Raw genomic sequence first — 13,951 nt, forward strand, 5'->3', positions numbered from 1 at the left:
ATTGCATTCTACTTGCTTACTTGTCGTCATCCGGGTTTCTGATCGTCATGTGCTTTGCCAGAACAATATACTCTCCGCTGCTTTCCGTATGATGGACATACAGCCGGTTTCCCCTTCGGTACATATTCTCCAGAAAAACATCATCTGCGTCACAATCCTCGTATAGTCTGGCTGCTGCCGCCTCATACCTGGGCTTCCTTAATTCCCGGAGGCCTATCTCCTCAATCAGTGTAAGGATTATTCCTTCCGATCGGTGGTCAAACTGACTGTAATACATCTCTTCATAAATAATTTCTTTTTCCTTCTTGTCGTCAAATAATACACGGACGATAAGTTCCCCTTCTGCTTCATCGGAAGTAATCCGTACAATCCAGGCAGAGACATAATGAATACCATCCGCAGGTTTACTGATAGGCCAAAGCATAAAAAAACCACCTTTCTCTTTACGGCAACTACATCCTTAACTACCTTCGTTAAGGTTACCATAATGAGAAAGGTGCGCATAGTTACTATCAGTAACCTATTGAAACAGTTTTTTCAAATCGCTGCGTCTATTCACATTTTTCTTTTCATATATAATTCCTACAACCTTTTTAACATAATTATAGGAATAGGATAATTCTTCTCCAATCTCCTGATTCGTGTAGCCCAGCACGATCAGACGCAATACTTTCTTTTCCGTATCATTCAAATCATCGGAAATACGCCGGAACTTTTCCTCGTCAATTCCTCCCTCTCTGCCTGTATTTACGTTTTGAAGCCACCTCTTGCTATTCTCCAGGTGTATCTTCAACCGTGCCAGCAATACCTCCCCGACAAAAGGCTTTCGTATGTAATCCACGCCCCCGCAGGACAGTCCTGTAAGTTCAGCCTCCGTTCTCGTTACACCTGTCAGGAATATTACCGGCACATCCTTTGTTTTTTCCTGCCTGTGCAGTTCCTGACAAGTATCGAAGCCGCTCAGACACGGCATATCCACATCCAGTAAAATAATATCCGGCTCATAGTCCGTCTGCAGCAGCTGCAGAGCCGCCTGACCGGATTTAACACAGCTGACCGCATAATCCTTTCTAAGCAGCTCTCCGGTCATCTTTAGCAGCACCGGATCATCATCTACAATTAAAACAGAATACTTATCGGCCATTATCATCCCCTCCTAGCATAGTGGAAAGAATACGCTTCGCCTGTTCAAACTCCACTTCCTCCACCAGTTCCCATACTTCCTTCAGCCGCGCGGTAATTTCCGGATCCTGTGCTTCGGCAATCAGATGATCCAATGCTTCCAGCGCGTCCGGATGCCGGTGATGATCGAGCAGCTTCATCAAACCCTCCAGATTAGAAAGATTGGAACTGTGCGCCTCAGCCGTCTCCGGCATTAACTCCTCCAAGCGTCCGTTAAGCAAATCCAAACCTTCCCTTGCTCGCGACCACTCATAATAAAGTAAGGGCAGAACAGCTTCCATGTGCCTGTTATCTTTTTCCGCACATAAGCGTTCCAGTTTGGCGGCCGTATCCGAAAGGTCGTTAGCACCGACTGCCTTTGCCTTGCTCTTAAGAGAGTGCACACAATATTTCATGTTTTCCCAGCCCCCTTCGGCGGAAAAGCTTCTTATTTCTTCTTTTGCAGAACTGTAGTTTTCAATAAAAAACTGGGCCAGCTTTCCATACTGCCTCATATCTCCGCCCAAATAGTGAAGTCCATCTTCCAATCTGATTCCGTATGGCGGAAGTTCCAAAGCAAGCTTATTTTTCAAATCGGCAGGAAACGCTTCTCTTTCGCTTGCTTTATTTTCGGTTACCAGTTCCTTTGGCAGCAATTCCCGCAGAACACTCTCTATCTCATTCCACATGATTGGTTTGGATAAATATCTGCAAAAGCCGGCCTCCAATAGCTTTTCCCTGACACCCGATATTACATTGGCAGTGAGAGCCACCACCGGAGTATGAAAACCGGGCAGCTCAAGGAGCTGCCCAAGTGTCTCCATCCCATCCATTTCCGGCATCATATAATCCATGAAAATCATATCATATCGCATGTGCTTTGCCTCTTCAAGAGCTTTCGCGCCGCTGTTTACGGTATCCACTCTAAGCATCGTACGTGAAAGCAGCGATCGGATGACCTGCAGATTTTCCTTACTGTCATCTACCACCAGAATAGAAGCATCCGGTGCAATAAAGCTATGCGTTTCCTTCTCCAGCTCTCCCGCAGCCCGGCGTTTCTGTTTGCAGATTGGAGTAGAATCCGCTATCCTTTGGGGGATTTTGGCTGAGAAAGTACTTCCTTTTCCCCATTTACTCTCCACATGAATGCATCCATCCATTAACTGCATCAGTTCCCTTGCAATGGTTAGCCCCAGCCCGGTACCCTCTACCCCATGATTCACAGACATATCCACTCTGGTAAAAGCATCGAACAGAACAGGGATATCGTCCTCCTTAATGCCAATACCCGTATCGGAAACAGATATACACAGGAACATTTTATCCTCCTGCTCCCCCGGACGTCCGGATACGCGCAGTACCACGTCTCCGTGCTTCGTGTACTTAGCGGCATTGCTCAAAAAATTAGCTGCCACCTGCTTAATGTGAATCCAGTCTCCTGTCAGCATACTGGGCAATGCTTCATCAACCTCCGTCCAAAAGGCAAGCCCATTGCGTCCGGCAAGCTCTGTACCGATCACGGAAAGCTCTTCAATCAAGCTTGCCGTCTGATAGCTTTCCTCCACCACCTCGAGCTTCCCTGCTTCTATCTTGGATACATCCAGAATATTGTTGATCAAAAGGAGTAATGTTTTACCCGCATTCTGTATATTTCTTCCATATTCCCTGATTTGCCTGGAATCGCTCTCCCGCAGAACCATCTCATTCATACCGAGCATCACATTGATAGGTGTGCGGATCTCATGACTCATATTGGCAAGAAAATTACTCTTTGCCTCACTTAGATGCAGAGCCTTCTCTTTTCCCGCCTCCAGCTCCCGCTGCTGTTGTTTATACATGCCAAATTGCTGATACATGGTTGCACCTAAGATAAGACTGACCGCCCAAAATCCAGTCATTACTTCCAAAAGCTTATAAAACTCCGTATCAATATCCGAAACACTATCCGGGAAAAAATAGGCAAGCAGACAAAGCCCTGTATAATATATAAGTTCCGCTCCTGCAATGAGGATCGCCTGTTTCCCCTCAAGCATATATATGGTAAATACAATTGCCAAAATGTAGAAAAACGGCATAGCTCCATGATAGCCGCCTCCTACCATAAAGATAAAAGTAAAACAGAAAAAAAAGACTGCCATAATGGCAATGATGTAGCATAGCTGATATTTTCCGCTTTTAGAAGCATAGCACATAAGCGTATAGGCAACAAACGCCGCCGTAAGGCTGACCAGAAAACTAACTAAGCCTTCACTGTTCACAATACTTGCCATGGCGGAAATAAAACTGACTATGATACCTGCTATCGCCAATACATTAAACATCCGTACGCGAACGTCCAGTTCCCTGCTGAAAAACTTATCAAGAAAGTTCCTTTTATTTGTCATATTTATACCCATACCTGTATCCACTTTAGAAAACTCAAAATCAATGGTTGAAAAGATTCTGTCTATTCTTACATTATCATTGTCATTATGATATTTCAATAAAAATTCCTATTAATAATATATTATGATACCACATGACTATGAAAGCCAATTAACGTACCTATATCATGGAAACGTTAATCGGCTCTTCTCTACTTACCGTTCTTATGCTCTTTTTTTCTTTCCTGAAGCCGCGCATTCAGTTGCTTTGCCAGTTGCAGATCCTTTCGAAAGCCGATGAAGCGTACCATCATGTATACACCCAATATTACCAGCAATAAAACGGCGCCTTCCATCACTCCCTGAAACATCCCCGCCTGATAGGCCGCCGTTAGCAGTACAATTTCCAGCAAAAGTATTTGAACAGTCTGGCGCACCAGCAATTGCTTCTCCGTCAGTTCCTTTCTGGAATAAAATACCAGCATCGTAAGGTCACCCAGCAAGGCATAAACAAGCATCCATGTGAAATAGCCCAGCCCAAACGTCTCATCGGGATAAAATATGGTGCAGAAAACCAGTGTACCGAACATAGATCCTCCATATATGACGGCATACAGCGATATCATTTTTTTCATTAATATTCCTAAATCCATTCAGCACCTCCTACATTCCTAAAAGCTTCTTCAAGTCGTTCACATACTGTCTCGATACCATCACCGTTTCCTGATTACCAAGCACCACCTCAAATCTTCCGCTCAAGGAAGGCCTGATAAAATCTATCTTGTCCGAATTAAGGACAACGGACTTGGATGCCCGGAAAAATCTCGTTCCCGCACAGAGCTCCTCGAACTCATAGAGCTTTAGTTTGGATTCATACACCTTATTCTCGCAATAAAAAAAGGACTTGTTATCCACCACCTCGAAGTAGTAAATTTCATGGAAGTGCAGCCTGTGTATTTCCTCTCCCGAGATTCCGGTCAGGCTGCTTTGCTGTGCCTTGAGCTTTTGGACAAGATTTAACATATCCTCATCTATTTCATGGCATCGAATAATTACCTCTTCCTCTTCTTCTGCCGAAATCTCTTTTATCGATACCTTCAAGCCGTCACCCTCTTTCCTTAAGTTTCATAGGATGCCCGATTACGATTCACAAATTCTTCATCCCATTATCTTCTATATCCTCTTTTTCCAACACCGTCATAGGTAAATAAAACGGAAAAATATATACCTTGTCCGCCAGCGGCCAAAGTATGTTTATGCACACTCGCTCTGCTCGGTGCAGTATAATGTTGTTAAGATATTATACTTACATCATAATTATGCCTCCATAATCAGTCAAGCGATTTTGCAATATACCATTTCACTTTAAACAATTCCCCATAGAGTGCGAAACCCCGGAAGGCCGTCAAGGCTCGCATTATCATTTGCTTTCTTCTTCCCTTTTTACTATAATACAACTAAATAAAAAACAGGAGCCGTACGGAATAATGGACGAGAAATATTATGAAAATCAACGATTCGAAAATATAAAGATGTCTGAGGAGACGCTGGAAGGCTATGAGTTTTATGACTGCGAATTCATAAACTGCACTCTTGAAGAATGCACCCTAGAAAAATGCCACTTTATGGGATGTAAATTCCATGGGTGCACTATCATAAGCCTTCAGGCGGAATATACTCAGATGAAAAATGGGGAATTCACAGGATGCAATCTGGTGGGCATTCACTGGACGGAAGTTTTACCCGTCGGGAAAATCGCCGATCCTATTCATAAGCTGACCGATTGCCTTTTGAAGTACAATACTTTTATCAATATGAACTTTATGAAGTTTAACTTTTCCGGAAACATCATACAAGATTCGGCATTCGACGAATGCAACTTAAAAGAAAGCGACTTTAAAGGATGTAAACTGAACGCGACCCAGTTTTCCAAATGCGATATGCAAAAAGCCGATTTCCGCGAAGCGGCAGGATATTTAATAGACATTTCCTCAAATAAAATGAGAGAGGCGAAATTCTCGTTTCCCGAAGTTTTGAGTTTGCTGAATGAGCTGGGAATAGAGGTAAGTTAATTTATTTTTATATTCCCTTGACTTCTTGAACATTGTTCAGTATCATTTATATTGAACAATGTTTTATACTGTGTTCAATATAAATGATTTTGGGCGGACAAACAGAAAGGTTGGAAATTCATATGAAAAATTCCTCCGACATAAAAGAATCTATCATAACCGCTGCCACCGGGCTGATTCAGCAAAGCAGCGGAAATATTTCAGAAATTACCACTCGTGCCATTGCCGGGAAAGCGAATGTAGGTATCGGATTGATCAATTATCACTTCCAAAGCAAGGACAATTTGATTACCATATGTGTTCAGCGAATCATTCAGCAAGTGATCCTGAGCTTTTCGATGGAAGGAAAAACTTATACAGACGATAAAGAGCGCCTGACCGACTGGGCTGTTCATGTATTTGATTTTCTTTTCGAAAATCCTGCCATATCCCGGATTTCCATACTGGGAGACTTGTCGGATTATCGGTCCGATTGCAATTCGGTAAAGACACAGAAAGGCTTTATGTTCGCTCTGGATGATAAAGTGCCGGAAGCTGACAAACAAATGCTGTCATTTATTCTTACTGCTGCTATGCAAACGGCATTCTTAAGCAGGCAGATAACGAAAGAACTGTTAGGATATGATTTGGATCACGCATCACACAGAAAGGTTTTTATTACGAAATTGGTAAAAGTGTTGTTTAATGAAGCAAAAAAAGAAGAAGGAGATCTCATATGAATAAAAAAATTGGTATTTGTGCCGCTGCGGTTAACTTGCTCTCAGTAATTGGTTTTCTCGTTTCCATGCTGGTATCCTCTCCTTACGCAAGCTATTTTACAAGTATAGGCATCGCCTTTAGCTTTGTTGCAATGATTTCTGTCTTTGCCTATTATGCAGAAGAAACTGCAAAGGCGGCAGGCTTTGCAGCGGCTGCCTTCGGCGGGATGTATGCCCTTTGCAATTCCATCGTTTATTTCATACAGCTCACCAGCGTTCGAAGCGGCAAGCTGACAGGGCAGGCTGCGGTTTTATTGGACTTTAGCCACTTTGATATGATGTTCAATCTGGATATGCTCGGTTATTGCCTTATGGCTGTTTCTACCTTTTTTGCCGGCTTAACAATTCAGGCGAAAGATCTTGCTGAAAAATGGCTGAAATGGCTGTTGATCATTCACGGCGTATTTGCCGTCACCTGCTTTATCGTACCTCTTCTCGGTTTATTCGATACGGCTGTAAAAGGAAGCGATGCCACAGGCACTTTTATATTAGTATTCTGGTGCGTTTATTTTGCTCCGATAAGCGCCTTATCTATTCGGTTCTTTTTAAAAAGAGGCAATGCATGAAAATATTTGCAAAAATAAGTATAGGAGATTATATAAATGCGGGCGCATTTATATAATGCTCCCGCCGTGAAAATAACATTCATATATTTTTACACCTTCATACAGTATTTCCTCATACCCTTGATACCAATCAAAAACGCCCGCTGTCCTGCAATGGTAGGTATAGGCACCGGATTGGAACAGGGACGGTCCCCTATAGGGCATATCACGAGGCACCGCCATTAAAGCTTCCTTGAGAAAGTCACCGCTGAAATGCTCGCCGGTCACGCGTCCGCAATAATTCATACACCAAATCGGTACGCCGCCTTTCCATACGGCCTCTTCTCCGCCAAAGCGCTCCCCGCCTAAATAGGTATCATAATAATACAGCTCCCCCTCCTCGTATTCCAAATCATGGGAGCATTTCCTCGACGCATCCAGCTCTTCTCCATGTCCGGCATAACAAGCCCTTTTCGCTCTGATCAAAAACCCGGCAATGTCTTCTTTTTCCCCATCCCTCTCTTCTATTCGCAAGTTACAGTCATCGGTATCCTTGATAAGTCTATCGAGGGATATGGAATACAGCTCGCCGAGCTGCACCAGCTTGTCTATATCGGGATAGAACTTTCCGGCCTCCCACTTTCCCACCGCCTGTCTTGAAACGCCTATCAAATCAGCCAGTTCTTCCTGGGACAATCCTTTGTTCTTTCTCAACAACTGCAATTTCTCCGCCATATTCATCTCTTTCATCCTCCTTCAAAATTTCATGCTTTCTCAAACATAAGCAGACAGAAAACTCTTTTCTCTATCCAATCCTATGATAGCATATGAAACTTCTCTCCTCTACCAACCGGTTATATACAAAAAGGCAACCTTAAGTTGCCCCGCGTCTCTATATCCGGTTCATCCGCCTGCATCCGACCATTCATCCATTCATCCATTCATCCATTCATCCATTCATCCATTCATCCAAACAGCAATTTTATACAATACACTCTATCCGAATAAGAGTATCTTTATTACATTAAAGTTTATGCCTGCATTAACAAAACGGCAGATAATGAGAAAGGATTGATTATTATTATGGAACATGAAAAAACCTTCGAACAATTCAACAAAGGAAAACTGTGTCTTGCTTCTGATACCCGCAGCTTCTCCAATATTCCCTGGTCAAAGCACCCGGTCTTCGACGGAGTGGAATTAAAGCATATCGTCACCTCCGCCGATACCGGAAACAGGTTCAGCTATCATTTAGTAAAAATTGCACCTAATAAAAAAATCGGGCTGCACATTCATAAAACACAATTGGAAACCCACGAAGTCATAGAAGGAAAAGGAGTTTGCCTGAATGACAGCAGGGAAATTCCCTATGAACCCGGCGTGCTTACCATTCTGGAGGCGGGAAGCGAGCATGAGGTGACTGCCGGAGAATCCGGACTATATCTCTTCGCCAAGTTCATTCCCCCCCTTTGCTGAACCGTCCCCGGCGAAACAATCGGGATTGCAATTTGCATGCACGCTGGCGGCTTTATACTCCATAGGCGTTATTCCCAGCCAATATTTAAATTGCTTATTAAAGTGGCTCTGATCGTAAAAGCCTGCGTCAAAAGCCACCGCTGCCGGCGGACACCCATTTTCCAGCAAACGCTGTGCCTTCCTTATGCGCCTTTGCATAAGGAAGCGGTGCGGCGTCAATCCGACCGTCTCCTTGAATACCCTTATAAAGTGATACTCGCTCATAAAGACTTCTTTCGCCAGCTCCTCTATGGTTATCTCCTGCTCCGGATTTTCCCTGATTCGCCTTTCCAAATCATAAAATAAAGATTTCTCTCCCGCATTTTTATCAACACCCTTCTCCAAAAACTTCTTGTCGATACATACGGTTAATAGCTCATGCTCTTTTTCCGATTTCAAGGAATGGAGTTCGTAGGGAGGAAAAGCAAAACACATCCCCTTCGTATAGGTTCCGTTTTTTCCTTTTCTGCTTACCATAACTTCTCCGTCTAAAACAATTCCCACAGTATAAATGGAAGTATGATTATGAGGCGGATAGTAAAGCTCTTTCCCCCTTCTGTAAATGAACTCCATTCCATCCAAACGATAATAATAAATCTTTCTATCAAAACTGCTCATAATCTTCTTTTCCCATGATATAAATGTTATCTCCCTGCTTCTTTCCGTCATAGCTGGTAAAGCCTTCCGGAATATACCTTAAAAAGCGGAAGCCGAGCTTTTGTATTACGCGCTTCGACTGCATATTATCCGAAAAATGGGCGACTGCAAGCCGGGTAACATTCATTTTCTCAAATGCATAGGTGACAGCCGCTTTTGCCGCTTCTGCCGCGATTTGCCGTCCCCAATATTCTTCCGACAACACATATCCCAGCTCCGCATCATAAGAAATCCCGTGCCTCTTAGTGCGGTGAAGTCCGACCGAGCCTATAACGGCATGATTCTCCTTCCATTCAATCGCCCATGTATCATCATTTTTCCGAAACATATTTATAATCTGCACGGACTCTTCTATATTTTCATGCGGTTTCCATCCTGCCATCGGCCCGACCTTATCTCCTGATGCGTATGTATATAGATCTTCGGCGTCAGCGTCAGACCACTCCCTCAAAATTAATCGTTCCGTCTCCAAACGTTCCATAATAGTCCTCCATGTTTTCGACGCCTGCGAATTTGGGTGAGGGCAGATAGCATCCCTGCTATCTGCCCTTATGTTTTTCTTTTTTCTTCTGCTGCTTTAACTCAAATAGCTTTTGCTTCTCCTCTTCCCGACGCTTGGCATGAACGTTCTTCTTCTCAGCTTTTTTCTGCTCCTGCCAGAGCTTCAGCGCTTGCTGGGATTTGGTCCCGTTTCCCACATCCGCAAGTTGTTTCTTCACTTCTCTTTGTCTTCTTTTGGGGTTCACATGGCCTTTAATCTTTGCCTGCGAATCGATGCTCGGACTAAATATGAGCTTATAATAGTTTTCCAATATAAACTGCCATATTTCATAATCCTTGGGTTCCGCCCCGAATACGATTCTGCAAGCCGTATAGCTGCCGGCTTCCTCCCGTTCAAACAATCCTACCCAGAACGGTTCCTCAAAAAATACCTTTAGACTTCCTGTTGCTTTGTTCATAAAACTTCCTCCTTTAACTGCAATATGAACAAAGAACGGACAACCAAGGAGGCAGGTTACTGAGGAATTATATCTGTCGATATATCGTTCCCGGCCGGACTACCAACCGACCTGTGTTTTTATCTTTATATTTTTTATATTAGCTTTTCATCCTATGGCTGTCAAGCAATACCTATCTCTTCCTCATTGCCTGCGCCGCAAACTTTCCGCTGGTTACTGCAAGGGGAAGACCGCCGTTTAACTGTAACCACTGGCTCGCTATGAATACATTGTCCAGACCCGCCGCTTTGTTTTTGGCATAAAGGCTTTTGTAGCCCTTCTGACCGAAAAAGCTCATGTATGCACCCTTATAGGCACCACACCAGCGTTCAAAGGTAATGGGAGAATAAGTCCCAAGAAGTACCAACCTCCCCTCGAGCGCAGGAAATTTTAAGATTATCTGCTTCATAACAGTATCGGCAATTCTCTGTTTCTCAGCCTCGTATCGATCGGAATCTTCATATAGTTCCTTCCAGTATTCATAATCTCTCTCGTCCTGAAGGATATTGCACTGAATAACCCTCTTTTCCTTGGGAAAAAGGCTTTCATCATAATCATAGAGCCTAATCGCCTGAAAAGTAAGCTTTTGCCTTCCTACCTCGAAGCTATCACAAGGAAACATTACCGATCCGCCTGGAACGCCGCAATCCTCAGCGCCGAGAATTCCGAAAGCCGCCTGAAAAGACGAAGTTACTGGGTACCCCTCCTTACAGCCATACATCTTTTTCAGCTTCTTATCCATATATTTTTTATCCAGCAAGCTGCCGAAGGTAACCGATGTATCCGCAGCGCTGATTATATAATCGCCTGCGGCCTGACTGCCATCATTAAACGTAACGGATACCGCCTTTTTTCCCTCGATATTGATTCCGGTAACAGGCATATTCTGATGAAGCTTTCCTCCCAGCGCTTGATACACTTTTGCCATCCGCTGCGCCATCTCTTTCGAGCCTCCCATAGGAATTGCAGCTGTTTCCCCCGTAAAGAAAGCGTAGGAGCTTATGAGGGTGACTGCCATGAACTTTTCGTTATAATATCCCCCCATCATTTTCCGCAGGAAGGGATTCTTAAATCTTTGTGCCAGCTCGACAACCGTTTCTTTTCCATACTCCTTCATGACCCTGCCCATCTGCGGCATACTCATTCCAAATTTTATAAACTCGATAAAGTTCATATCCGCAGGAGACTTTTCACAAGGTATTTTTAAACTCTCCGCAAGCTTCACACTATCGAAAAACTTATGTATTTCTACGCCGTCGTCCGGCGCCAACACGAGAAATTCCTTCCGCGCTTTCTCCAAATCAATCCAGAAATGAAGCTGTCTGCCTTCCATATCCAGCATATAAAAATATGGTTCTCTGTAAAACTTCGTACTTTCATCCAATGCACCCACGTTCTTCCAAATCTCCCAAAGTCCATCGCCCTTCCGGCATCCCGTAAGCCAATGAATGCAATTATCGATGTGATAGCCCTTCCTGTTCCATCCGGTACATTCCCCGCCGACTTCCGGATTTTTTTCATAAATTTCTGTACGAAAACCGTTTTGCTGCGCGTAGATTCCTGCTGATAAGCCAGCGATTCCACCACCTATAATGATTACTTTATTCATCCTTTACTCCTTATAACATCGATGAGCCATTCCGTCTCAGGCAAAGGCATATCAGGCGTAACCGCAAGCTGTTCCATAATTCCTTGCACGCTGCACCAAAAAGCCGCTGAAAGAGCATACGGATCACCATCACGAAAAACGCCCTCAGACTGCCCCATTCGGATTATTTCTGCCGATTGTTCCATCTGGTCCACTTCCATCGCAAGCGCTTTAATATGTGCAGGGACCCCGTCACTTCTGCGCGTCTGCGCCATGAGTACGAACAGCAGAAATACCCAGGGCTGTTGTGAGGAAAAGAGAAATAAGGCATCGAGAAACCCGGTAAAAAACTCCAGCGGATTCGAAAATTCCATCTTCTGCGGCTCCTTCGTCCCCTCCACGCCCATTCTGATCAGCTCCTCATAAAGCTGCTCCTTTGATTCGAAATAATGAAACAGCAATCCTACGCTCATATCTGCCGCTCTGGCGATATCGTTTATCTTGGTTTCGGCATATCCGTTTTTTACGAACAGCTCCAGTGCCTTCCAAAGAATAAGCTGTCTGCGCTTTTCTTTTTGTTCATTTCTTGTTGTCAAACTCATCACTCTTTTCATTGATTTTTAATTCACTGAATTTAAATTCAACTAAATTTTATCTTATTCAATGAGATTTGTCAAGGTTCTTTATTCATAGATTCTTTATTCTTAATCATAGGTTTTTACTTGCAATTATGCCGCAGATAATCCGGTATCGGTATTCTCTTATAATGCCAGCCCGCACTCGAAGGCCAGTGCCATATATTTCTCCACCCTGCTTAAATCCGGACAGAGCAGCCCTCTCGGCTCCCATTCCCGTGAGTCCAGATTGTCTTCACCATATAGAAACTGAACAAAGGGAATATTTCTAAATTCGGTTACGGCGGCAGCGGCAGCAAATTCCATTTCTACCGCAATACAGCCCTGTGCCTTTCTGTCAGCAATTGCCTTTCTCGTCTCACGGTAAATACCGTCCGTCGTCCATACTCTTCCCTTCACATAGGGATAACCGCATTTCTCCAAGCAGTCACATACTTTGTCAATCCCGGCTTTCCCTACTTTTACCTCCTCGGAAGAAGGCAGATAGTGATAGCTCGTTCCTTCATCCCGCACTGCCGAAACGGGAACTATTATCCTGCCGTCCGCCGCCTCCTTATCTAAGATGCCGCAGCTCCCGAACAGTACAATTTTTTCTGCTCCCATCGCGATAACTTCTTCCAGTCCGCATGTGCAGGCAGGGGCTCCGACTCTGGATAGAAAAAAAGCAATTTCTTTTCCGCCGTACTTTATTTTATATATAGGAATGACTCCGTTGACAGAATAGAGGCTGGCGATAACCTCTACTCCCTCCATTTCGGCAAACTTCTTAATCACTCCCTCTGAAAACGTAGATACACAGATTTCCGGAAATCCCTCCACTCCCTTTTGCCAGTCCTTCGGATTGAAAAAAGCCTCTTTTGTATCGTCAAAATCCTTAAATATTGTATTCATAGCAACATCTCCTTTATTTGTTTTACTATTCGCTCTGGTATATTTTCATCTATGGGCATCATCTTACTATACATTCGAACTCCCTGATAAGAAAATACGATAACGTCATAGACAGCCTCTGCGTCCACCCGGCGAAATTCTCCGCGCTCCATACCATAGGCAATCAGCCTTTGCCACATCCTCTTGGAGGCACCATAGCGCATGAGTAAAGCGTTGTTTTCCCGTTTCTCTGCGGTATAATACTCATAAATAGCGACACTAAGCGATGTCCCGCTGTCTTTCATCTCGCTTTTATAACGGGAAAGCACCTCCTCCAATATCCGGGTTGCCGGAACGCCATTTTCTATTCTGTCGGCAAATTCATCCTCTTGTTTTTGCATGAATTCGTTGATGATCTCCTCAAAAATCTCCTCTGTTCCCGGATAATGCCTGTATAAACCGCCTCTGCTTAGTTCTGCCTTCTCGCATATATCCTTCATCGTAACGGCTTTAAAGCCTTTTTCAGCAAAAAGACCGTAGGCGACTTTGCGTATGTGCTGCTTTGTCTCTTCTCCCTTTTTTCCCATGTTACCTCCGACGTTGTTTATGACAAATTATATTTGCGACACTATTGTCTCTTTTTATATTATGCGACATATGCGTCGCTTTGTCAAGCATAAACTTTGCATTTAAATTCACTCTGCGAAGCAGAAATCACCTCTTGAATCACATGCTTACGCTGCTTAACAAAAAGCGTTAAACTATCGTATGAACAGTAACAGATATACT

At 43.8% G+C, this 13,951-nt stretch carries 17 protein-coding genes; 4 read left to right on the forward strand and 13 right to left on the reverse strand.

The window, feature by feature from the left end:
- Positions 1–16: 16 nt before the first annotated feature.
- The 5 genes from CC90_RS0109945 to CC90_RS0109965 form a co-directional block, all read right to left on the reverse strand.
- Entirely contained in the window at positions 17–424 is a 408-nt protein-coding gene (locus CC90_RS0109945) for a hypothetical protein (protein ID WP_031390621.1), read from the reverse strand.
- A 96-nt stretch (positions 425–520) separates the two neighbouring features.
- Complete coding sequence (locus CC90_RS0109950) at positions 521–1,144, reverse strand: response regulator (protein WP_051869372.1); 624 nt, start codon at positions 1,142–1,144, stop codon at positions 521–523.
- A complete protein-coding gene (locus CC90_RS23060) occupies positions 1,134–3,644 on the reverse strand; it encodes an ATP-binding protein (RefSeq protein ID WP_051869373.1) in 2,511 nt (836 codons plus the stop codon). Before CC90_RS23060 ends, CC90_RS0109950 begins: the two co-directional genes overlap by 11 nt.
- 92 nt (positions 3,645–3,736) lie before the next feature.
- Entirely contained in the window at positions 3,737–4,177 is a 441-nt protein-coding gene (locus CC90_RS0109960) for a DUF3021 family protein (RefSeq protein ID WP_031390624.1), read from the reverse strand.
- Between the two features lie 10 nt (positions 4,178–4,187).
- Positions 4,188–4,625, reverse strand: coding sequence for a LytTR family DNA-binding domain-containing protein (locus tag CC90_RS0109965; RefSeq protein WP_031390625.1), 438 nt, complete (start codon positions 4,623–4,625; stop codon positions 4,188–4,190).
- Positions 4,626–5,011: 386 nt separating this feature from the next.
- Between CC90_RS0109965 and CC90_RS0109975 the strand changes: the two genes are divergently transcribed.
- The 3 genes from CC90_RS0109975 (at position 5,012) to CC90_RS0109985 (ending at position 6,920) form a co-directional block, all read left to right on the forward strand.
- A complete protein-coding gene (locus CC90_RS0109975; RefSeq protein ID WP_031390626.1) occupies positions 5,012–5,596 on the forward strand; it encodes a pentapeptide repeat-containing protein in 585 nt (194 codons plus the stop codon).
- 122 nt (positions 5,597–5,718) lie between these two features.
- A complete protein-coding gene (locus CC90_RS23065) occupies positions 5,719–6,315 on the forward strand; it encodes a TetR/AcrR family transcriptional regulator (protein WP_051869374.1) in 597 nt (198 codons plus the stop codon).
- Positions 6,312–6,920 carry a hypothetical protein gene (locus tag CC90_RS0109985; protein WP_031390628.1) on the forward strand — a complete coding sequence of 203 codons (609 nt, stop codon included), beginning with the start codon at positions 6,312–6,314 and terminating at the stop codon, positions 6,918–6,920. Before CC90_RS23065 ends, CC90_RS0109985 begins: the two co-directional genes overlap by 4 nt.
- 48 nt (positions 6,921–6,968) lie before the next feature.
- Here the strand turns inward: CC90_RS0109985 and CC90_RS0109990 are convergent, their stop codons facing one another.
- The gene (locus CC90_RS0109990; protein ID WP_330373211.1) at positions 6,969–7,649 is read right to left on the reverse strand and encodes a DUF5680 domain-containing protein; all 681 of its coding nucleotides are present in this window, start codon (positions 7,647–7,649) and stop codon (positions 6,969–6,971) included.
- A 333-nt stretch (positions 7,650–7,982) separates the two neighbouring features.
- Between CC90_RS0109990 and CC90_RS0109995 the strand changes: the two genes are divergently transcribed.
- On the forward strand, positions 7,983–8,375 hold the full coding sequence (locus tag CC90_RS0109995; protein ID WP_031390630.1) for a cupin domain-containing protein: 393 nt from the start codon (positions 7,983–7,985) through the stop codon (positions 8,373–8,375).
- Here CC90_RS0109995 and CC90_RS23070 read toward each other — a convergent pair.
- The 7 genes from CC90_RS23070 to CC90_RS0110030 all read right to left on the reverse strand — a co-directional run bounded on the left by CC90_RS23070 (position 8,337) and on the right by CC90_RS0110030 (position 13,749).
- Positions 8,337–9,032 carry an AraC family transcriptional regulator gene (locus tag CC90_RS23070; RefSeq protein ID WP_051869375.1) on the reverse strand — a complete coding sequence of 232 codons (696 nt, stop codon included), beginning with the start codon at positions 9,030–9,032 and terminating at the stop codon, positions 8,337–8,339. The two genes, CC90_RS0109995 and CC90_RS23070, sit on opposite strands and share 39 nt — an antisense overlap.
- Positions 9,019–9,552: a GNAT family N-acetyltransferase gene (locus tag CC90_RS0110005; RefSeq protein WP_031390632.1), complete on the reverse strand. Its 534-nt coding sequence runs from the start codon at positions 9,550–9,552 to the stop codon at positions 9,019–9,021. Before CC90_RS0110005 ends, CC90_RS23070 begins: the two co-directional genes overlap by 14 nt.
- 58 nt (positions 9,553–9,610) lie before the next feature.
- Positions 9,611–10,030, reverse strand: coding sequence for a YjdF family protein (locus tag CC90_RS0110010; RefSeq protein ID WP_031390633.1), 420 nt, complete (start codon positions 10,028–10,030; stop codon positions 9,611–9,613).
- A gap of 172 nt (positions 10,031–10,202) precedes the next feature.
- Positions 10,203–11,678, reverse strand: a complete 1,476-nt coding sequence (locus CC90_RS0110015) for a phytoene desaturase family protein (RefSeq protein ID WP_031390634.1) — start codon at positions 11,676–11,678, stop codon at positions 10,203–10,205.
- Positions 11,675–12,253: a TetR/AcrR family transcriptional regulator gene (locus CC90_RS0110020; protein ID WP_242843266.1), complete on the reverse strand. Its 579-nt coding sequence runs from the start codon at positions 12,251–12,253 to the stop codon at positions 11,675–11,677. Before CC90_RS0110020 ends, CC90_RS0110015 begins: the two co-directional genes overlap by 4 nt.
- A gap of 165 nt (positions 12,254–12,418) precedes the next feature.
- The gene (locus CC90_RS0110025; protein ID WP_031390636.1) at positions 12,419–13,183 is read right to left on the reverse strand and encodes a nucleoside phosphorylase; all 765 of its coding nucleotides are present in this window, start codon (positions 13,181–13,183) and stop codon (positions 12,419–12,421) included.
- A complete protein-coding gene (locus tag CC90_RS0110030; protein ID WP_031390637.1) occupies positions 13,180–13,749 on the reverse strand; it encodes a TetR/AcrR family transcriptional regulator in 570 nt (189 codons plus the stop codon). Before CC90_RS0110030 ends, CC90_RS0110025 begins: the two co-directional genes overlap by 4 nt.
- Positions 13,750–13,951: the final 202 nt, after the last annotated feature.

The sequence above is a fragment of the Kineothrix alysoides genome (assembly GCF_000732725.1).
Classification (GTDB): Bacteria; Bacillota; Clostridia; order Lachnospirales; family Lachnospiraceae; genus Kineothrix; species Kineothrix alysoides.